This window comes from Streptomyces sp. NBC_01255 (assembly GCF_036226445.1).
In the GTDB taxonomy this organism is placed as follows: domain Bacteria; phylum Actinomycetota; class Actinomycetes; order Streptomycetales; family Streptomycetaceae; genus Streptomyces.
Genome location: NZ_CP108474.1, coordinates 4808805 through 4828438, shown reverse-complemented (window position 1 = coordinate 4828438; position 19634 = coordinate 4808805). Strand labels below are relative to the sequence as shown.

Sequence of the window (19634 nt, the reverse complement as noted above, 5' to 3'; positions counted from 1 at the left end):
CATGGCCCAGGCACGAGGCAACACCCGCCAGCGCATCCAGGACGTGGCCCTCGCGCTCTTCGCCGAACAGGGCTACGAGAAGACGAGCCTGCGTGAGATCGCCGAGCACCTCGACGTCACCAAGGCCGCGCTCTACTACCACTTCAAGACCAAGGAAGACATCATCATCGGCATCTTCCAGGACCTCACCCGGCCCGTGGACGAGCTGATCGCATGGGCGCAGGAGCAGCCGCGCACGCTGGAGGTGAGGGAGGAGATCCTCCGCCGCTACCAGGCATCCCTGATCAGCGCGTACCCGCTGTTCCGCTTCATGCAGGAGAACCAGGCGGCCGTCCGCGAGCTGAGCATCGGCCTGACCTTCAAGGAGCGGATGCTCGAACTGAGCGGCCTGATCCAGGAGCCCGACTTCACCGTGCGCGACCGGGTGCGCTGCGTGAGCGCGATCTTCACGCTCCACGCGGGGATGTTCTTCATGGACAACGTCGAGGGCGACTCCGAGGAGAAGCGCGAAGCCGTCCTCGAGGTCGCCCTCGGTCTGCTGAACCAGGCCCACGGGGCCGGGTAGCGGAGCTTAGATGCTCACGCCGTGGGACCGCAGGAAGGCGGCCGGGTTCACGGAGGAGCCGTAGTTCGGGGTCGTACGGATCTCGAAGTGCAGGTGCGGGCCGGAGGAGTTGCCGGTGTTGCCCGAGAGGGCGATCTGCTGACCGGCGGCGACCTTCTGGCCGACGTTGACCTTGATCTTCGACAGGTGGGCGTACTGCGAGTACGTGCCGTTGGCGTGCTTGACGACGATCGCGTTTCCGTACGCGGGGCCGTCGCCGCCGCCGTTCGGGCCGGCCTTCACGACGGTGCCCGCGCCCGCGGCCTTGACCGGGGTGCCGGTCGGGACGGCGAAGTCCTGGCCGGAGTGCTTGTGGGCCCACATGGCGCCGCCCTGGTTGTAGCTGGCGGAGAGGGTGTACGAGGCGACCGGCTTGACCCAGGACGGGGTCGCCTTCTTCGCGGCCTTCACGGGGGTGGCCTTCACGGCGACGGCCTTCGCGGTGGCGGCCTTCTGCGCTGCGGCCTTCGCGGCGGCGGCCTTCACCTGGGCGGCGACGTGGGCCTGGGTCTCGGCCTGGGCCGCGACGGCGGCGGACGCGGTCGCGGCGACCGGGGCGACGGCCTTGCCCTCGGCGGCGAAGGCGGACCCTGCTCCGGCCACCAGCGACGCTCCCAGACCGGCGACGGTGAGAGCGACGGCGGTGACACGGGCGGCGGGGTTCATGACGCGCTTCGACATACGGGGGAAAACCTCCGGGGAAGTACGGGACCCGACGCGAACGGTGCGTGGCGCCGGGCTTGCTCATCCTTGGTAACCCGGACCCCCGCCCAGCCCAAAACACCCCATCTACGACATTGCGTCGTAGCGATCTCCGGGGGAGATCGACCCTTGACGGCCTTGGCTTCAAGTACTGAAAGCGGACATACCGCCACAAGGAAACCCGTTTAACCGCACGTCGAGGGGGGCCAGAACTGCCCGAAAGGCCGCTCCCCGCCCGGTTCGGGACCCTTCAGGCCTAAAGTCCCGACGGTTGATCCCTGAACGTCCTGAATCACCACCAAAGGTCGCCACTATTCCGGTTAGTACCCCTCGAAACGCCTGTGCGCCTTGTCACCCGGCGCCGACCGCCAATGGGACCTGGGTCACGCAACCGAGCCGTCCGGAAGACCGTCCCGCACTACGCTGACCGCTTCGGGGACCCACGGGGGGACACACATGGAACCGGCACTCATCGGCACGCGCCTCGCGTCAGCGGCGATCGGCCCACTCCTGAAGAAACTGCTGGTCAGCGATGGTCCAGGCGCCGGGCTCACCGGGAACGCGCCCAAGGTGCGGCTCTCCGGCCTCCTCTCCTTCCGCGGCGAGAAGCGCACGCTCACGGAGAAGGACGTCCGAGGGCTCGCGGCGACTCTGGTCGAGCGCTCCCGGAGCGAGGGCGGTGAGGCCCCGTTCCCCACGGACGAGACCGAGGCCGTCGCCCACACCCTGGGGACGACCCTCCTCGCCCTCGGCGACCTCGACATGGACGACGTCCAGGCCGTCCGCCTCGGCCACCGCGCCCTCGCCCGCCGCCTGCGGGCGGCGGCCCCGGCCCCCGACGGCCTCTCCGCCGACTCGGTCCTCTATCTGGAGTCGATGACCGAATGGGCCTGCCTCCACATCCTGGAGTTCTTCACCCAGCGGTCCACGTTCATCGCCCGCAGCCTGGTCGAGCAGACGCGCGGCCAGACGGAACTCATCGCGAAGATCGACGAGGTCATCCGCCGGACGCCGAGGGTGGACAAGCGGGACGCGGAGTTCGAGCGGCGCTACCTGGCGCACCTGGCGAAGAAGCACGGCCGCCTCACCATCTACGGCATCGATCTGCACGACTCACCGGACCGATGGCCGCTGGACGTGGCGTATCTGTCGCTGGAGGCGACGGGGTCCGGCCCGGTGGACCGCCTCCACGGCCCGGAGGGGGACCAGGTCGTCGCCCGCGCCGACCTTGCCCTCGCCCGGCACGACAAGGTCCTCCTGCGGGGCCTCGCCGGCGCGGGCAAGACGACGCTCGTGCAATGGCTGACGACCTCCGCGGCGGCGGAGAAGCCGGCGGACGGCATGGGCTACCTCTACGGCCGCGTCCCGTTCGTCCTCCCCCTGCGCACCCTCACCCGCCACGGCGAGCGGCTCCCCTCCCCCGACCGCTTCCTCGCCGCCGTCGGCTGCCCGCTCACCCCTCCCGAGGGCTGGGCCGACCGCGTCCTGGCGGCCGGACGGGGCCTGGTTCTGGTGGACGGCATCGACGAGATCCCCGAGGCCGAGCGCGGCCGGGCCCGCGAGTGGCTCCGCGGTCTCCTCGACACGTACGAGGGCAACCGCTGGCTCGTGACCTCGCGCCCCACGGCCGTACGGGACGACTGGCTGGCCCCCGAGGGCTTCACCGAGCTGGCCCTCTCCCCCATGACCCGGGCCGAGGTCGCCACCTTCGTACGCCGCTGGCACCGGGCCGCCGGGCCGGAGGCCGCACCGTACGAGCAGCCGCTCCTCGACGCGCTCCGCACCACCGAGCACGTCGCCCAGCTCGCCACCAACCCCCTGATGTGCGGTCTGATCTGCGCGCTCCACCGCGACCGGCGCGGCTTCCTGCCCCGCGGCCGCAAGGCGCTCTACGAGGCCGCCCTGTCGATGCTCCTCTCGCGGCGCGACCGCGAGCGCGACATGGGCGCCCCGTCCGGACTCGTGCTCGACGAGGCCCCACAGATCCAGCTGATCCAGCGGCTCGCGTACTGGCTGACGCTGAACGGCCGGACGACGCTGGACCGGACCCACGCGGAGAAGATCGTCGCGGAGGCCGTCCCGGCGGTCCAGGAGGCCTCGGCGTACGCCCCGGACGCGGTCTTCACCCACCTCCTCCACCGCAGCGGCCTGCTCCGCGAGCCGACGGCCGACACGGTCGAGTTCGTCCACCGCACGTTCCAGGACTACCTGGCGGCGAAGGCTCTCGTGGACCGCTGGGACATCGGCGTCCTGGTCCGGCACGCGGCGGACGACCAGTGGGAGGACGTCATCCGCATGGCGCTGGGCCATGCTCGGCCGCGCGAGTGCGCGGAGATCCTCCGCGAGCTGCTGACCGCGGCGGACGCGACGGAGGACCGCCGCACCCGGCTGCGGCTCGTGATCCTGGCGGCGACGGCCCTGGAGCACGCGACGGAGGTGGCCCCGGAGGTACGGCAGGAGCTACTGGCCCGCACCGCGGAGGTGATCCCGCCGCGCACGGCGGCGGAGGCGCGCGAATTGGCCGGCGTGGGGCGCCTGGTCCTCGACCTGCTGCCGGGACCGGAGGGTCTCGGCGACAAGGAAGCCCAGATGGTGGTGACGGCGGCGACCCATGTCACCGCCGATGCGGCAATTCCCTATCTGGCCCTGTTCACCGGTCACCCTGCCCTGGAGGTCCGGTCCCAGCTCATCTGGGCGTGGTCCCGATTCGACACGGACCAGTACGCCGAGGAGATCGTCGCCAGGCTCGCCCCGGACGGGCTGGACTACACCATCGCGAACGACGAACAAGGTGCTCTGCTGGTCCGGCTCGGTCTACGGCCCGAGTCCTTGGACATCAGGTGGGGAGTCACCGATGCCGGCCTCGCACCCCTCCGTCCCCTACTGCCCGACGTACGGAGGCTCACTCTGTTCGAAGATCACCTCCACGATCTGTTCGACTCCCAGACGGCGCTCCGTCTGCCGCAGATCGTGGTGCTCGAAGTGTGGGTCACCTCTGACGAGCCCCCCTGCCAGCTGATCACCGATGCCTTCCCCCGCCTGTACGCGCTCACACTGGTCGGTGAGCGGCCAGAGGCCCAATGGGACGTGGCTCCGCTCGCGCGCCTTCCCCACCTGCGTCACCTGATCGCCCCTGCGGCCGAACTCACCGGCACGGAGCACCTCCCGCCTCACATCGAGATCTCCACCTGACCCAGAAACAAGGGGCGGCCCCGGAACCATCAAGGTTCCGGGGCCGCCCCTTCAGCGCTACCGGCTCAGCGCGGCGTCACGCGTCCTTCGAGAGGTTCGGGCCCGTGCCGCCCGTGGCCTCGATCGGCGGGGCGTCCGGCAGGGCCGACTTCTCCTCGCCGCGGAAGGTGAACGTCTTCTCGTCGCCCTCGCCCTCCGTGTCCACGACCACGATGTGACCGGGGCGCAGCTCGCCGAAGAGGATCTTCTCCGACAGCGTGTCCTCGATCTCGCGCTGGATCGTCCGGCGCAGCGGCCGGGCGCCCATCACGGGGTCGTAGCCCTTCTTGGACAGGAGCTCCTTCGCGGACTGGGAGAGCTCGATGCCCATGTCCCGGTCCTTCAGGCGCTCGTCCACGCGGCCGATCATCAGGTCGACGATCTGGAGGATGTCGTCCTGCGTCAGCTGCGGGAAGACGATGATGTCGTCCACACGGTTGAGGAACTCGGGGCGGAAGTGCTGCTTCAGCTCGTCGCTGACCTTCGCCTTCATCCGCTCGTAGTTGGACTTCGTGTCGCCCTGGGCCGCGAAGCCGAGGTTGAAGCCCTTCGAGATGTCCCTGGTCCCGAGGTTGGTGGTCATGATGATGACCGTGTTCTTGAAGTCCACGACCCGGCCCTGGGAGTCGGTCAGGCGACCGTCCTCCAGGATCTGGAGAAGGGAATTGAAGATATCGGGGTGGGCCTTCTCGACCTCGTCGAAGAGGACGACGGAGAACGGCTTGCGGCGCACCTTCTCGGTGAGCTGGCCGCCCTCTTCGTAGCCGACGTATCCGGGCGGCGAACCGAAGAGACGGGAAACCGTGTGCTTCTCGCTGAACTCCGACATGTCGAGGGAGATCATCGCGTCCTCGTCGCCGAAGAGGAATTCGGCGAGAGCCTTCGAAAGCTCGGTCTTACCGACACCGGACGGACCGGCGAAGATGAACGAGCCACCGGGGCGCTTCGGGTCCTTCAGACCGGCTCGCGTACGGCGGATCGCCCGCGAGAGACCGATGACGGCGTCCTTCTGGCCGATGACGCGCTTGTGGAGCTCGTCCTCCATGCGGAGCAGGCGGCTGGACTCCTCCTCGGTCAGCTTGAAGACCGGGATGCCCGTGGCGGTCGCGAGGACCTCGGCGATCAGCTCGCCGTCGACCTCGGCGACGACGTCCATGTCGCCGGCCTTCCACTCCTTCTCCCGCTTGGCCTTCGCGGCGAGGAGCTGCTTCTCCTTGTCACGGAGAGAGGCGGCCTTCTCGAAGTCCTGCGAGTCGATCGCGGACTCCTTGTCCCGGCGGACGCCGGCGATCTTCTCGTCGAACTCGCGGAGGTCCGGCGGCGCGGTCATCCGGCGGATGCGCATCCGGGAGCCGGCCTCGTCGATCAGGTCGATCGCCTTGTCCGGGAGGAAGCGGTCCGAGATGTACCGGTCGGCCAGGGTCGCGGCCTGGACGAGGGCCTCGTCGGTGATGGAGACCCGGTGGTGGGCCTCGTACCGGTCGCGCAGACCCTTGAGGATCTCGATGGTGTGCGGCAGCGACGGCTCGGCGACCTGGATGGGCTGGAAGCGGCGCTCGAGGGCCGCGTCCTTCTCCAGGTACTTGCGGTACTCGTCGAGCGTCGTGGCACCGATCGTCTGGAGCTCACCGCGGGCCAGCATCGGCTTGAGGATGCTGGCGGCGTCGATCGCGCCCTCGGCGGCACCCGCACCCACGAGGGTGTGGAGCTCGTCGATGAACAGGATGATGTCGCCGCGGGTGCGGATCTCCTTGAGGACCTTCTTCAGGCGCTCCTCGAAGTCACCGCGGTAGCGGGAGCCGGCGACCAGCGCGCCGAGGTCCAGGGTGTAGAGGTGCTTGTCCTTGAGGGTCTCGGGCACCTCGCCCTTGACGATGGCCTGCGCCAGGCCCTCGACGACGGCGGTCTTGCCGACGCCGGGCTCGCCGATGAGGACCGGGTTGTTCTTGGTGCGGCGGGACAGCACCTGCATGACCCGCTCGATCTCCTTCTCGCGCCCGATGACCGGGTCGAGCTTGGATTCGCGGGCCGCCTGGGTGAGGTTCCGGCCGAACTGGTCGAGGACCAGGGACGTCGAGGGGGTGCCCTCGGCAGGGCCGCCGGCCGTGGCGGCTTCCTTGCCCTGGTAGCCGGAGAGCAGCTGGATGACCTGCTGCCGCACCCGGTTGAGGTCGGCGCCCAGCTTCACGAGGACCTGGGCGGCGACGCCCTCGCCCTCGCGGATCAGGCCGAGCAGGATGTGCTCGGTGCCGATGTAGTTGTGGCCGAGCTGGAGTGCCTCGCGGAGCGAGAGCTCCAGGACCTTCTTGGCACGAGGAGTGAAGGGGATGTGCCCGGACGGGGCCTGCTGCCCCTGTCCGATGATCTCCTCCACCTGCTGGCGGACCGCCTCGAGCGAAATCCCGAGGCTCTCCAGGGCCTTAGCGGCGACACCCTCACCCTCGTGGATAAGGCCCAGAAGGATGTGCTCGGTGCCGATGTAGTTGTGGTTGAGCATCCGGGCTTCTTCCTGAGCCAGGACGACAACCCGCCGCGCGCGGTCGGTGAACCTCTCGAACATCGTTAATCGCTCCTCAGAGCGGTCAGTCAGTTAGGGGTCGATCCCCTCCCTGTCCTTCCGCAGCTTAGTCCCGCAAGCGGGGACCGCTCATTCCAACTGCCGACATCCGTCCGGATCACCCCTCTTCCGCGGGGAGACCTGCCGCCGAACAACCGACAAATGCTCCAACCCGATGGTGCGAGACGATGTTCCCGCAGGCCAAGTAGTTAGCCGCGCCTTGAGTACGCCGATGGCGAACGTGAGACGCCGAAGCCCGCGAGTCGCCCCTCTCCACTAGGAATGTCTTACCCGTAAGCACTGACACTCCATGCGGCGCACCCCGGTTCCCTCCGCTACCAGCGAACAACCTTGCGCTGCCGAATGCGCCCGTACGCCCCATCACGGACACCTTGCGCATCCGGATCGGGACCGTACGTCACCGCGGACGGGCTGTGGGCGTAACCAAGAGGGGTTCGCGGGAGTTGCGCCGGGCATGGCCTTCACCGTCCCGTTTCCCCGCTCGCCGCTGGACGGCGATGGTGACGGCGTCGGCGGTCTGGCGCGGTGGTACGAGCACGGACTCGGCTGGGCCGCGGTGCCCGGGCCCCCGGTGCAGCTGGTCACGGGGCTGCGTTTCGACGTCCTGGAGCTGCCCGCCACGGCCGGCCGTGGTGTCCTGCGCCGGATGGGCGCGGCCACGGGTCCGGTGGCCCTGATGGGGCGCCGGATGCGGCTGCTCGTGGCCGCGGGGAGCGCGGAGGAGCTCCCGGGGCTGCTCGACTGGCTCGAGTGGGGCGGGATCTCACTGGATCTCGCGATCCTGGGCACCGACGGCCGGATGACCGCGCCCCTTCCCCCGGGGCGGGGCGGATCCGGCGCGCCGGGTGCCGCGGTCTGGCTGCGGCCGCCCGCGCCGGGCCGCGAGGTCGAGTCCTCGCTTCCGGCCCTGCGGTCCGCACCCTGGGGCGGTGCGGACGCCCCCTGCCTGGTGCGCCTCGTGGCCGCCGCCGCGGCGGAGTGCCACCGGGTGCGGCTGCTGAGTGCCCGGACCGGTGGCCCGGCGCCTCAGCAGCTGTCGCCTCAGCGGTTCGCGTCCTCGTAAGCGGCCTTGACGGTCGCGGGCACACGACCGCGGTCGTTCACGTCCAAGCCGTTCTCCTTGGCCCACGCGCGAATCTTCGCGGTGTCGGGGCTGCCGGCCGCGACACGGCCCTTGCCGCGTCCGCTCGTGGTGCGGCCACCGGTCCGACGACCGCCCGTGGTGTACGGCTCGAGCAGGCCGCGGAGCTTTTCCGCGTTTGCGGTGGTGAGGTCGATCTCGTAGGTCTTGCCGTCCAGCGCGAACGTCACCGTCTCGTCCGCCTCGATGCCGTCGAGGTCGTCGACAAGAAGGACCTGAACCTTCTGTGCCACCGGATTTCCTTTCATCGAAAATGCAGTACGCGGAAAGGAAACCGCTTTTCCGGGAAAAACACAAACCCCTGGGAGAGGTTCAGAACCCCGACGACGCGGGAAACATGCGCGATTCGGACATAGCCGCCGCCGGGGTTCCGGCTCACAGGTGCAGAAGCATGCGGCTGTTGCCCAAGGTGTTCGGCTTCACTCGTTCGAGACCGAGGAACTCGGCGACTCCCTCGTCATAGGAACGGAGGAGCTCGCTGTAGACATCTCCGTCGACCGGGGTCTCGCCGATCTCGACGAAGCCGTGCTTCGCGAAGAAGTCGACTTCGAAGGTCAGGCAGAATACCCGCCGCACCCCGAGCCATCGGGCGGTGTGCAACAACTTGTCCAGCACCTGATGTCCGACGCCGGCTCCCTTGAACTCGGGATCGACGGCGAGTGTGCGGACTTCGGCGAGGTCTTCCCACATGACGTGCAGAGCACCGCAACCGACGACCTTGGCGTCCTCGTCGCGTTCCGCGACCCAGAACTCCTGGATGGCCTCGTAAAGGGTCACGGTCGCCTTGTCGAGAAGGATGCCGCGCTGGACGAAAGGATCGACGAGACGGCGGACCGCGGCGACATCGCCGGTGCGGGCCCTGCGTACGGTGACGGCTTTGGCGGAGGCCGCGGAAGCGGCCGGGGAAGCAGACGGCGACATGGGGGGACGCTATCGCTCCTGCGCCTCGGATCCGTCGGCGCCCTTGTCGCGCCCGGCCTCTTCGGGCGGGGCGGGGAGCGGGTTGTCGTCGCGCTGGACGAGACGGATGGCGTCGTTCAGCGCCTCGCGCTGATCCTGCGACATCATGCCGAAGAAGGCGACGAGGGCGGCGGCGGGGTTGTCGCTCTGGGCCCAGGCCTCGTTCATCAGCGCGGCCGAGTAAGCGGCGCGGGTGGAGACCGCCGTATATCGATAGGCGCGGCCGTCGACTTCCCTGCGCACCCAGCCCTTCTGATGGAGATTGTCCATGACGGTCATGACGGTGGTGTAGGCGATGGACCGTTCCTGCTGGAGGTCTTCCAGAACTTCCCGGACGGTCACCGGGCGGTTCCATTGCCAGACGCGCGTCATGACGGCGTCCTCAAGCTCTCCCAATGGACGGGGCACACTGCCACCATAGTTCGCAAAGAGTTGATAAGCGGCTATTTACATGGAGAAACGCAACAAAAAGGACGCGCGACCTCGAAAGGTCGCACGTCCCGGTGGTGCGGGGTTCCTCGGTGCCCAGGAGGAGGCGGGGGCCTAGGAGGCGGCGGTGCCGTCCGCCTGGCGGGTGGCCTCGGCGCGGGCGTAGGCGGCGTCGACGACCGCGTCCTCCTTGGCCTTGTTCGGGCCGCCCTGGCTCTTGACGATCGTGACGACGAGGCCGATGAAGAACGCGGCCATCACGACGGGGGGCAGGAGCGCGGATACGTAGTCCATGGCGACCAGGGTAGCTATCCGGCGGCCCGTTCCTCGGGCGGGGGCGGGGGTACGGGCCGTCGGCGCGGCGGGAACACCTCGGAGGGCTTGGGCACCGGCTTCTCGCCGGGGGTGGGACCGGACGGCGGGTTCGGCTTCGGTTCGCCGGCCGCGGCGCGCCCGCCGGGGAGGGCGAGCAGCCGCGCCCGGGGCGCGATCGCCGCGCCGACGGGGACGGGGACGGGGGCCGGGGCCGGGGAGCCGGTCGCCTGGGAGACCCGGGCGAGCCGTGCGCGTACGGAACGCTCGGCGAGGATCCGGCAGCGGGCGAGCAGCTCGGCGGCGGCCGGGTTGCCGCGCAGGGCGCGCAGGGCGGCGAGGTCGTCGACCCCGGGGTCGTACCCGGCGTTCAGGGCGTCCCGGAGGAGGCTCAGGTAGCCGGCGAGCGAGCCGGGGAGGGCTTCGCGGTAGCGGGCCAGGTCGTCGAGGAGGAAGGCGCGCAGCCGGCCGGCCTCGCGTACCGCCTCGTCCACGGATTCGGCCAGGCGCAGGCAGTCCTGGACGTCCTCGTCCTGGAGGGGGGCAGGGTGGAGGGCGATGGCAAGGGCGCGTCGGAGCACACGCAGCTCGTCCGCACTGAATGCCATGCCGCCGCGAGATCCGTATGGCGTGGGCATGGGCCGACGATACGCGCTAATCGGACAATTTTCTCTTAGCGATCATTCCGGCGCGCCGGAATGATCGCCATCGCCACAGGTCCGGGCGCCGGCCTCACATGCGGGAGACGTTCCGCTCGTAGACGAGCCGCAGGCCGATCAGGGTCAGCCAGGGCTCGTGCTCGTCGATCTCCGTCGACTCGCCGAGGACCATCGGCGCCAGACCGCCCGTCGCGATCACCGTGACGTCGGAGGGGTCGCCCTGCGGGCCGACGAGCTCGCGCTTCATCCGGGCGACCACGCCGTCGACCTGGCCCGCGTAGCCGTAGATGATGCCCGACTGCATCGCCTCGACCGTGTTCTTGCCGATCACGTTCCGCGGGCGGGCCAGCTCGATCTTGCGGAGCATGGCCCCCTTCACGCCCAGCGCCTCGACCGAGATCTCGATGCCCGGCGCGATCGCCCCGCCCGCGTACTCGCCGCGCGCGGTGACCGCGTCGTACGTCGTCGCCGTGCCGAAGTCGACGACGATCGCCGGGCCGCCGTACAGCTCGACCGCCGCGGCCGCGTTGATCACGCGGTCCGCGCCGACCTCCTTCGGGTTGTCGGTGATGACCGGGACGCCCGTCTTGACGCCCGGCTCCACCAGGACCGCCGGGACGTCCCCGTAGTACCGGCGGGTCACCTCGCGCAGCTCGTGCAGCACCGAGGGGACCGTCGCGCAGATGGCGATCCCCTCGATGCCGTCGCTCAGCTCGACGCCGAGCAGCGGGTGCATGCCCATGAGGCCCTGGAGCAGGACCGCCATCTCGTCGGCGGTCCTGCGCGGGTCCGTGGAGATCCGCCAGTGCTCGACGATCTCGTCGCCGTCGAAGAGGCCGAGGACCGTGTGCGTGTTGCCGACGTCGATGGTGAGCAGCATCAGGCCCGCACCTCGCGCAGGTCGAGGCCGATGTCGAGGATCGGGGAGGAGTGGGTGAGCCCGCCGACCGCCAGGTAGTCGACGCCGGTCGCCGCGTACGCCGCCGCGTTCTCCAGGGTCAGCCGGCCCGAGGACTCCAGAACGGCGCGGCCCGCGACGACCGCGACGGCCTCCTCGGTCTCGGCCGGGGTGAAGTTGTCGAGCAGGATCAGGTCGGCGCCCGCGTCCAGGACCTCGCCGACCTGGTGCAGCGTGTCGACCTCGACCTCGATCGGGACCTCCGGGAACAGCTCCCGTACGGCCTTGAAGGCCTGGGCCACGCCGCCGGCCGCCACCACGTGGTTGTCCTTCACGAGGGCCGCGTCGGAGAGCGACATGCGGTGGTTGACGCCGCCGCCGCAACGCACCGCGTACTTCTCCAGGGCGCGCAGGCCCGCGGTCGTCTTGCGGGTGTCGCGGACCTTGGCGTTCGTGCCCTCCAGGGCGTCCGCCCACGCGCGCGTGGCGGTGGCGATGCCGGAGAGGCGGCACAGGATGTTGAGCGCGCTGCGCTCGCCGGTGAGCAGGTCGCGCGTGCGGGCGGTGACGCTGAGGAGCGTCTCCCCGGCCTCGACGCGCGCGCCGTCCTCGACGTGCCGCTCGACCTCGAACTCGTCCGTGCAGACGATCGAGAGGACGGCCTCGGCGACCCGCAGGCCCGCCACGACACCGGCCTCGCGGGCGGTGAAGTCGGCAGTGGCGACGGCGTCCTCGGGGACGGTCGCCACGGTCGTCACGTCCACGCCGCCGTCGAGGTCCTCGGCGATCGCGAGGTGGGCGATGTCCTCGACCTGTACGGGGTCGAGGCCGGCGTCCGCGAGGAGCTCGGCGAGCGCGGGGTCGAGCCCGCACTCGAACTCCTCGGTGCCGCCGCAGCCGCAGCCGTCGCCGCAGCCGCCGGCCTCTTCGGCGGGGGCGGCGCTGATCTGGATCAGAGGGACGTCCACGGGCTCGGGACGGGCTTCCTCGGGCGTGGTCACTTACGGCTCCCTGGGGGCGTCGAGGGTGGGGGGAAAGTCGGGGGTCTCGGTGGTGCGGACGTCGAGGGTCCGCTCCGGGGTGAGGCGGACGACGAGGTGCCGGTGCCAGACCGTGTCGTCCCGGTCCGGGTGGTCCTCGCGCCAGTGGCAGCCGCGGGTCTCCTCGCGGCGGCGTGCGGCGGCGACCAGGACCCGGCCGACGCACAGCAGGTTGGTGGTCTCCCAGGACTCCACGCCGGGCTCGGCCGACTTGGTGTCGTCGGTGCCGCCCGCCACGGCGTCGCTGTGCAGGGCTTCGAGGGCCTCTGCGGCCTCCCGCAGGCTGCGCTCGGAGCGGAGCACCCCGGCGCCCGCCGTCATGACCCGCTGGATACGGGTCCGGGCGCCGGCCACCGGAAGCGGCAGGGTCACCGGGGCCGGGTGCGGCACGGGGGCGCCGGGCACGCGCGGCGCGGCGGCCGTGGTCTTCCCGGGCTCCCGGGTCTCCCCGGCGGGGTTCCCTCCGAGGTCCTCGATGATCTCGTCGGCGATCCGCTCGGCGAAGACCAGGCCCTCCAGGAGCGAGTTCGAGGCGAGCCGGTTGGCGCCGTGGACGCCCGTGCAGGCGACCTCGCCGCACGCGTACAGGCCCGGGACCGTGGTCCGGCCGCGCAGGTCCGTGCGGACGCCACCGGAGGCGTAGTGCGCGGCGGGGGCGACCGGGATCGGCTCGGTCACCGGGTCGATGCCGTGGGAGCGGCAGGCCGCCAGGATCGTGGGGAAGCGCTCCGCCCACATCCCGGCGCCGAAGTGGCGGGCGTCGAGGTACATGTGCTCGGTGCCCTGCTCCTGCATCCGGCGCATGATCGCCTTGGCGACGATGTCGCGGGGCGCGAGCTCGGCCAGCTCGTGCTGCCCGAGCATGAAGCGGACCCCGTCGGCGTCGACCAGGTACGCGCCCTCGCCCCGGACCGCCTCGGAGACCAGCGGCTGCTGCCCCTCGGAGTCGGCGCCGAGGAAGAGCACCGTCGGGTGGAACTGGACGAACTCCAGGTCGGAGACCTCGGCCCCGGCGCGCAGCGCGAGCGCGACGCCGTCGCCGGTGGAGACCGCCGGGTTGGTGGTCGCGGAGAAGACCTGGCCCATGCCGCCGGTGGCGAGGACCACGGCGGGGGCGTGGACGGCTCCGACGCCGTCGTGCTGCCCCTCGCCCATGACGTGCAGGGTCACGCCCGCCGTACGGCCCTCGGCGTCCGTCAGGAGGTCCAGGACGAGGGCGTGCTCGATGGTGCGCACGCCCCGGTCCCGTATCGCCTCGACGAGGGCGCGGGAGATCTCGGCGCCGGTCGCGTCGCCGCCGGCGTGGGCGATCCGGCGGCGGTGGTGGCCGCCCTCGCGGGTCAGCGCGATCTCGCCGTCGGCGGTCTTGTCGAAGTCGGCGCCGGTCGCGATGAGGCGGCGGACGGCGGCGGGGCCCTCGGTGACGAGCAGCCGCACGGCCTCCTCGTCGCAGAGGCCCGCTCCGGCGACGAGCGTGTCGTCGAGGTGCTGCTCGGGGGTATCGCCCTCGCCGAGCGCGGCGGCGATGCCGCCCTGGGCCCAGCGGGTGGAGCCGTCGTCGAGCCGGGCCTTGGTGACGACGACGGTACGGAGCCCGGCGGCGGTGCAGCGCAGGGCGGCGGTGAGGCCCGCTACGCCGGAGCCGACCACGACGACGTCGGCGTCGATGGCCCAGCCCGGTGCGGGCGCGTGCAGCCGTATTCCGGTCACTTGGAGGCTCCGAAGGTCAGGGGGATGTTGTCGATGAGCCGCGTGGTCCCCACCCGTGCGGCGACGGCGAGGACCGCCTCGCCGTCGTGGTCGTCGGCGACGTCGGTGAAGTCGGCCGGGTCGACGAGGGCCAGGTAGTCGAGGGCGAGCGGCGGATCGGCCTTCGCCGCGTCGTCGAGGACGGTACGGGCCGCGGCCCGGACGGCTTCCGCGCCGCGGCCCTCGGCCGCCTGCGCGACCGCGTGGGCGTCGGCGGCGGCCCGGGCCTCGCCGAGCCGCGAGAGCGCCTCGGCACGGTTCTCGGCCCGGCCCTGGGCGCCCGGCAGGGAGGTGGCACGCGCGCGCAGCGCCTCCTGGGCGGCGAGCCGCTCACGGGCGGCGAACAGCGCGCCGGACAGCGCGAGGGCCGTACGCCGCTCCCCGGCCGACAGGTAGCGGTTGCGGCTGGAGAGGGCGAGGCCGTCGGTCTCGCGGACGGTCTCCACGCCGACGATCTCGACCGGGAAGTTCAGGTCGCGGGCCATGCGGCGGATCAGGGCCAGCTGCTGGGCGTCCTTCTGGCCGAAGAAGGCCAGGTCGGGCGAGGTGAGGTGGAGGAGCTTGGCGACGACGGTCAGCATGCCGTCGAAGTGGCCGGGCCGGGAGGCGCCTTCGAGGCGCTCGCCCATGGGGCCCGCGGTGATCCGGACCTGCGGCTCGCCGCCGGGGTAGACCTCGTCGACGGAGGGTGCGAAGACGACGCTCGCACCGGCGTCGAAGGCCAGCTCCAGGTCGGCTTCGAGGGTGCGGGGGTAGCGGTCGAGGTCCTCGCCCGCGCCGAACTGGAGCGGATTGACGAAGACCGTGACGACGACGAAGCCCTGCGCGCCGACGCGCTCGCGGGCGGTACGGATCAGGGTGGCGTGGCCGTCGTGGAGGGCGCCCATGGTCATGACGACGGCGTTGCGGCCGGGCAGGCCGTGGCGGGCGGCGGCGTCCCGGAGGTCCTCGACCGTGGGCATCAGCCCGGCCGGCTGGTGGCGGGCGGACAGGGTCATCGGTCGTCTCCTTGCGGCCCGTCGGCGGCTCCGTCGGCGGGAGTGGCGGTGTCGGCGGCGAGCACGCCCAGCAGGTCCTCGGCCAGCTCCGGCTTGAGCAGGCCGTGCGCGAGCGCCCGGTCGGCCGTCGTGCGGGCCATCGCCAGGTAGCCGGCGACGGTGCCCGGCGCGTGCTTGCGCAGCTCGGCGACGTGGGCGGCGACCGTGCCGGCGTCACCGCGCGCGACGGGGCCGGTCAGGGCCGCGTCCCCGGACCGCAGGGCGTTGTCCAGGGACGCGCCGAGGAGGGGGCCCAGCATGCGGTCGGGCGCGGCGACACCGGCCTTGCGGAGCAGCTCCATCGACTGGGCCACCAGGGTGACCAGGTGGTTCGCGCCGAGCGCCAGGGCCGCGTGGTAGAGCGGGCGGGCGTCCTCGGCGATCCACTCGGGCTCGCCGCCCATCTCGATGACCAGGGCCTCGGCCGCGAGCCGCAGCTCCTCGGGCGCGGTCACCCCGAAGGAGCAGCCGGCCAGCCGCTGGACGTCCACGGGGGTGCCGGTGAAGGTCATGGCGGGGTGCAGGGCGAGCGGCAGGGCGCCGGCCCGGCGGGCGGGGTCGAGGACCCGTACGCCGTACCGCCCGGAGGTGTGGACGATCAGCTGACCCGGCCGTACGGCTCCGGTGTCGGCGAGGCCCTCGACCAGACCCGGCAGGGCGTCGTCCGGGACCGTCAGGAGGACGAGGTCGGACAGCGCGAGGACGCGGGCGGGCTCGACGACCGGGACGTCGGGCAGGAGCTCGGCGGCGCGGCGCCGGGAGCGGTCGGAGACCGCCGAGACGGCGACGGGGCGGTGACCCGCGAGCCGGAGCGAGGCGGCGAGGGCGGGGCCCACGCGGCCGGCGCCGACGACTCCGACGGTGAGCCGGGCGGGCCGGTCCTCGGGACGGGGCTCCGAGGCTCGGGGCTCTGGTCCTCGGGGCTCTGGCGCTGCTGGTGCGTTCACGGTGGGTACGGGCCTTCCGTTCCAGTCCTCGGTGGGTACCGGACGATTTCTGGTCATGCTACGCCAGCGTTTCGCGCTGCTCCCGTGGCTGTCCACAGGGTGTGGGCGACGGTGTGATGATCGCCCCATGGACAGGAACACCGACAGGAACACGGGCGTGGACAAGGGCATGGACACGGGCACGGACGTGGACGTGGATCTCGTGGATGAGGAAGCCGCCCGGCCGTACCGGGCGAAGCTCTGGAGCGGCGCCGAGCGGCGGCTGTGGCACACCTCCGTCGACGGGACGGTCGGGCAGCGGCTGCGCGAGCTCGCCGACTGGGCGGAGCTCGCGGGGCACGGGGACGCCCCCGTCGACATGTACGGCACCGGGCTCGTGGAGGAGGTCGAGCGGCGCGTGGCCGCGGAGCTCGGCCTGCCCGCCGCCGTGTTCTTCCCGACCGGCACGATGGCCCAGCAGGTCGCGCTGCGCTGCTGGGCCGGGCGCACCGGCAGCCCCGTCGTCGGCCTCCACCCGCTCGCCCACCCCGAGGTCCACGAGGGCGGGGCACTGGGAGCGGTCTCCGGGCTCCGTACGGTCCACCTGACCGACGAGCCGCGACTGCCCACGGCGGAGGAGGTCCGCGACCACCCGGAACCCTTCGGGACGCTGATGCTGGAGCTGCCGCTGCGCGACGCCGGCTTCGTCCTGCCGTCCTGGGAGGAGCTGACCGAGGTGGTCGAGGCGGCCCGGGAGCGGGACGCGGTGGTCCACTTCGACGGCGCGCGCCTGTGGGAGTGCACGACGGCTTTCGGCCGCGGGCTCGCGGAGATCGCGGGACTCGCGGACAGCGTGTACGTCTCGTTCTACAAGTCCCTCGGCGGCCTGTCGGGCGCCGCGCTCGCGGGTCCCGAGGACGTCATGGAGGAGGCGCGGGTCTGGCGGCACCGGTACGGGGGTCTTGTCGCCCAGCAGTACCCGGCGGCGCTCTCCGCGCTCCGGGGCCTCGCCGTCGAGCTGCCTCTGCTGCCCTCGTACGTGCGGCACGCGCGCGTGGTGGCCGAGGCGGTGCGGGAGGAGCTCGCGGAGGCGGGCGTGGGCTGGTTCCGGGTCCACCCGGAGGTCCCGCACACCCACCAGTTCCAGGTCTGGCTCCCGTACGCCCCCGAGGCCCTGACGGACGCGGCCGCCGCGCAGACCGAGGCCACCGGGACCGCCCTCTTCCGCCGCTGGTTCACCCCGGGCGCGGGCGGCCCGCCGGGGGTCGCCGTGACGGAGCTGACGGTGACGGCACCCGGCCTGGAGTGGACGGCGGCGGACGTACGGACGGCGGTACGGGACTTCCTGTCCCGGATCGCCGCCTGAACCGGGTCACCGTCTGATCCGGATCGCCGTCTGAACCGGCGGTCCGGTCAGCAGGAACGGGGGTGCCGCCACCGGCGCAGGGCCGTGCGGAGGCCGCCGCGCCCCGGCGGCCCGGCGCGCCGATTGACGGCACTCGTCAAACGGCGCGACACCACCCCCGCCGCACCCCGCACCATAGGGGCGTGAGCGTGACGATCGACATCACCGGACTGCCGCAGGAGCGCATCTCCTTCTGCCCCTCGCCCCTGGCCGAACTGGGCGCCGCCCTGCACGCCCTGGCCGAGCCCGCGCACCACCCCCGGCTGCACGCCTGGACGACCACGACCGCCGCCGCACTCAAGCCCGAGCTCGCGGACCGGCTCCACGAGGCCGACTTCATGTGGCGCTCCACCCGCTCGGACATCCTGCTGCCGCCGCGGCCCCGGGGGACCCTCGCGGAGGAGCTGGACGACCTCGACCGCATGGACGACGAGAAGTACGTGGGCTCGGCCCTGGAGATCTCCTGCGCCAGCCACTACACGCACGGCGCGCCGTCCCCGCTCGTGAACGAGCGGATGCGGCGCCGCACCCTCGACCTGGCCGCCGCGCGCGGCCCCCGGCAGGTCGCCTTCGTGGAGCGGATGCTCGCCGACCCGCCCGGCACGCGCGCGTGGATCCGGCGGCTCCTGGAGGACTGCGACGAGGCCTTCTTCGCCGACACCTGGCGCCGCGTCGGCGTGCAGCTCGCCGCCGACGCCCGGCACAAGAGCGAGCTGATGCGCCGCAAGGGCCTCGCCGAGGCCGTCACCGCCGCCTCGGCCGCGATGGTCCTGGAGGAGGACGAGTGGGGTTCCCGGATCGTCGTCGACAAGCTGGTCCAGGAGCGGACGAGCGCCGAGGGCTCGGGCGTGACGTTCCTGCCGACCGCCTTCGGCTGGCCGCACCTCGTCGCCCTGCACACGCCCGGCTGGCAGCCGGTCGTCCAGTACCCCGTGCCGACCCGCGACCTCGGCGGCCCCGCCACGACCGAGGCGGTCAAACTGCGCCTGGAGGCGGTCGCGCACCCGCTGCGGATGCGGCTGTGCCGCAGCCTCGCCCGGGGCGGGTACTCGACGGGCGAGCTGGCCGACACGCACGGCATCACCGCTCCTGAGGTCTCCCGGCACCTCGCGGTCCTGAAGAAGGCCGGGCTTGTCACCACCCAGCGCCGCGGCCGGTACGTGCTCCACCAGCTCGACGTCTCCGTCGTCGCCCGGCTCGGCAGCGACTTCCTGGAGAGCGTGCTGCGCTGAGCCCTACGCGGCGCCGCCGCCCGCGCGGACCAGGCCCGACTCGTACGCGAGGACCACGACCTGGACCCGGTCGCGCAGGCCCAACTTGGTCAGGATCCGGCCCACGTGGGTCTTCACCGTCGCCTCGGAGAGGACGAGCCGGGCGGCGATCTCGCCGTTCGACAGGCCCTGCGCGACCAGCATCATCACCTCGCGCTCCCGGTCCGTGAGCCGCGCGAGCGCGGTGTCGACGGCCCGCGTCTCCTTGCCCGTCGACGGCAGCATCGGCGAGAAGCGGTCGAGGAGCCGGCGGGTCGTGGAGGGCGCCACGACCGCGTCGCCGCTGTGCACCGAACGGATCGCGCCCAGCAGCTCCGCCGGCGGCACGTCCTTCAGCATGAAGCCGCTCGCGCCCGCCTTCAGCCCCGAGAACGCGTACTCGTCGAGGTCGAACGTGGTCAGGATCAGCACCTTCGGCGCGTCCGGCTGGGAGCAGATCCGCCGGGTCGCCTCCACCCCGTCCAGCTTCGGCATGCGCACGTCCATCAGGACGACGTCGACCGCCGCGGACCGCAGGACCTCCAGCGCCTCCACGCCGTCGCCCGCCTCCGCCACGACCTCCATGTCGGGCTGGGCGGCGAGCACCATGCGGAAACCGGTGCGCAGGAGCACCTGGTCGTCGACGAGCATCACGCGGATGGACATGAGGGCAGTTCCTTACAGGTCGTCTGTGAGCGGGCTTCGTCAGTGAG

General features: G+C 71.9%; 18 protein-coding genes. 5 read left to right on the top strand and 13 right to left on the bottom strand.

Going from position 1 to position 19634, the window contains the following annotated elements:
* The first annotated feature begins 1 nt into the window (after position 1).
* Positions 2 to 565, top strand: coding sequence for a TetR/AcrR family transcriptional regulator (locus OG357_RS21735; protein ID WP_329622732.1), 564 nt, complete (start codon positions 2 to 4; stop codon positions 563 to 565).
* A gap of 6 nt (positions 566 to 571) precedes the next feature.
* Here the strand turns inward: OG357_RS21735 and OG357_RS21730 are convergent, their stop codons facing one another.
* Positions 572 to 1285, bottom strand: a complete 714-nt coding sequence (locus OG357_RS21730; RefSeq protein WP_329622731.1) for a M23 family metallopeptidase — start codon at positions 1283 to 1285, stop codon at positions 572 to 574.
* A gap of 477 nt (positions 1286 to 1762) precedes the next feature.
* Between OG357_RS21730 and OG357_RS21725 the strand changes: the two genes are divergently transcribed.
* Positions 1763 to 4498 carry an NACHT domain-containing protein gene (locus tag OG357_RS21725; protein WP_329622730.1) on the top strand — a complete coding sequence of 912 codons (2736 nt, stop codon included), beginning with the start codon at positions 1763 to 1765 and terminating at the stop codon, positions 4496 to 4498.
* A gap of 76 nt (positions 4499 to 4574) precedes the next feature.
* Here the strand turns inward: OG357_RS21725 and OG357_RS21720 are convergent, their stop codons facing one another.
* A complete protein-coding gene (locus OG357_RS21720; protein WP_329622729.1) occupies positions 4575 to 7097 on the bottom strand; it encodes an ATP-dependent Clp protease ATP-binding subunit in 2523 nt (840 codons plus the stop codon).
* 472 nt (positions 7098 to 7569) lie between these two features.
* On the opposite strand from OG357_RS21720, the gene OG357_RS21715 reads away from it, so the two are divergent.
* Entirely contained in the window at positions 7570 to 8178 is a 609-nt protein-coding gene (locus tag OG357_RS21715; protein ID WP_329622728.1) for an SCO3374 family protein, read from the top strand.
* Here OG357_RS21715 and OG357_RS21710 read toward each other — a convergent pair.
* From OG357_RS21710 to OG357_RS21665, 10 genes are all read right to left on the bottom strand, one after another.
* Complete coding sequence (locus OG357_RS21710) at positions 8157 to 8489, bottom strand: histone-like nucleoid-structuring protein Lsr2 (RefSeq protein ID WP_329622727.1); 333 nt, start codon at positions 8487 to 8489, stop codon at positions 8157 to 8159. The genes OG357_RS21715 and OG357_RS21710 overlap by 22 nt on opposite strands.
* A gap of 142 nt (positions 8490 to 8631) precedes the next feature.
* A complete protein-coding gene (locus tag OG357_RS21705) occupies positions 8632 to 9177 on the bottom strand; it encodes an amino-acid N-acetyltransferase (RefSeq protein ID WP_329622726.1) in 546 nt (181 codons plus the stop codon).
* Between the two features lie 9 nt (positions 9178 to 9186).
* Positions 9187 to 9624 carry a BlaI/MecI/CopY family transcriptional regulator gene (locus OG357_RS21700; protein WP_329622725.1) on the bottom strand — a complete coding sequence of 146 codons (438 nt, stop codon included), beginning with the start codon at positions 9622 to 9624 and terminating at the stop codon, positions 9187 to 9189.
* Between the two features lie 135 nt (positions 9625 to 9759).
* Positions 9760 to 9939, bottom strand: coding sequence for a hypothetical protein (locus OG357_RS21695; protein WP_317596536.1), 180 nt, complete (start codon positions 9937 to 9939; stop codon positions 9760 to 9762).
* A 14-nt stretch (positions 9940 to 9953) separates the two neighbouring features.
* A complete protein-coding gene (locus tag OG357_RS21690) occupies positions 9954 to 10565 on the bottom strand; it encodes a hypothetical protein (protein ID WP_329622724.1) in 612 nt (203 codons plus the stop codon).
* Positions 10566 to 10689: 124 nt separating this feature from the next.
* Positions 10690 to 11496 carry a type III pantothenate kinase gene (locus OG357_RS21685; protein ID WP_329622723.1) on the bottom strand — a complete coding sequence of 269 codons (807 nt, stop codon included), beginning with the start codon at positions 11494 to 11496 and terminating at the stop codon, positions 10690 to 10692.
* Positions 11496 to 12515: a carboxylating nicotinate-nucleotide diphosphorylase gene (gene nadC / locus OG357_RS21680; RefSeq protein ID WP_329622722.1), complete on the bottom strand. Its 1020-nt coding sequence runs from the start codon at positions 12513 to 12515 to the stop codon at positions 11496 to 11498. Before nadC ends, OG357_RS21685 begins: the two co-directional genes overlap by 1 nt.
* A complete protein-coding gene (locus tag OG357_RS21675) occupies positions 12516 to 14264 on the bottom strand; it encodes an L-aspartate oxidase (protein WP_329622721.1) in 1749 nt (582 codons plus the stop codon). It abuts the gene before it with no gap.
* Positions 14261 to 15265, bottom strand: a complete 1005-nt coding sequence (gene panC / locus OG357_RS21670; RefSeq protein WP_443066815.1) for a pantoate--beta-alanine ligase — start codon at positions 15263 to 15265, stop codon at positions 14261 to 14263. Before panC ends, OG357_RS21675 begins: the two co-directional genes overlap by 4 nt.
* A gap of 32 nt (positions 15266 to 15297) precedes the next feature.
* Entirely contained in the window at positions 15298 to 16287 is a 990-nt protein-coding gene (locus tag OG357_RS21665; RefSeq protein WP_443066710.1) for a Rossmann-like and DUF2520 domain-containing protein, read from the bottom strand.
* Between the two features lie 169 nt (positions 16288 to 16456).
* Between OG357_RS21665 and OG357_RS21660 the strand changes: the two genes are divergently transcribed.
* Together OG357_RS21660 and OG357_RS21655 are read left to right on the top strand one after the other, a co-directional pair.
* Positions 16457 to 17632, top strand: a complete 1176-nt coding sequence (locus OG357_RS21660; RefSeq protein WP_443066814.1) for a threonine aldolase family protein — start codon at positions 16457 to 16459, stop codon at positions 17630 to 17632.
* A 182-nt stretch (positions 17633 to 17814) separates the two neighbouring features.
* Positions 17815 to 18903 carry a DUF5937 family protein gene (locus OG357_RS21655; protein WP_329622717.1) on the top strand — a complete coding sequence of 363 codons (1089 nt, stop codon included), beginning with the start codon at positions 17815 to 17817 and terminating at the stop codon, positions 18901 to 18903.
* A 3-nt stretch (positions 18904 to 18906) separates the two neighbouring features.
* On the opposite strand, the gene OG357_RS21650 is transcribed toward OG357_RS21655, so the two are convergent.
* A complete protein-coding gene (locus tag OG357_RS21650) occupies positions 18907 to 19587 on the bottom strand; it encodes a response regulator transcription factor (RefSeq protein WP_317596548.1) in 681 nt (226 codons plus the stop codon).
* Between the last annotated feature and the right edge of the window lie 47 nt (positions 19588 to 19634).

Coding starts and splice junctions, on each gene's coding strand:
- OG357_RS21660 (WP_443066814.1), top strand. CDS start 16,457: ATGGACACGGGCACGGACGTGGACGTGGATCTCGTGGATGAGGAAGCC.
- OG357_RS21705 (WP_329622726.1), bottom strand. CDS start 9,177: ATGTCGCCGTCTGCTTCCCCGGCCGCTTCCGCGGCCTCCGCCAAAGCC.
- OG357_RS21725 (WP_329622730.1), top strand. CDS start 1,763: ATGGAACCGGCACTCATCGGCACGCGCCTCGCGTCAGCGGCGATCGGC.
- OG357_RS21730 (WP_329622731.1), bottom strand. CDS start 1,285: ATGTCGAAGCGCGTCATGAACCCCGCCGCCCGTGTCACCGCCGTCGCT.
- panC (WP_443066815.1), bottom strand. CDS start 15,265: ATGCCCACGGTCGAGGACCTCCGGGACGCCGCCGCCCGCCACGGCCTG.
- OG357_RS21650 (WP_317596548.1), bottom strand. CDS start 19,587: ATGTCCATCCGCGTGATGCTCGTCGACGACCAGGTGCTCCTGCGCACC.
- OG357_RS21720 (WP_329622729.1), bottom strand. CDS start 7,097: ATGTTCGAGAGGTTCACCGACCGCGCGCGGCGGGTTGTCGTCCTGGCT.
- OG357_RS21735 (WP_329622732.1), top strand. CDS start 2: ATGGCCCAGGCACGAGGCAACACCCGCCAGCGCATCCAGGACGTGGCC.
- OG357_RS21715 (WP_329622728.1), top strand. CDS start 7,570: ATGGCCTTCACCGTCCCGTTTCCCCGCTCGCCGCTGGACGGCGATGGT.
- OG357_RS21695 (WP_317596536.1), bottom strand. CDS start 9,939: ATGGACTACGTATCCGCGCTCCTGCCCCCCGTCGTGATGGCCGCGTTC.
- OG357_RS21685 (WP_329622723.1), bottom strand. CDS start 11,496: ATGCTGCTCACCATCGACGTCGGCAACACGCACACGGTCCTCGGCCTC.
- OG357_RS21690 (WP_329622724.1), bottom strand. CDS start 10,565: ATGGCATTCAGTGCGGACGAGCTGCGTGTGCTCCGACGCGCCCTTGCC.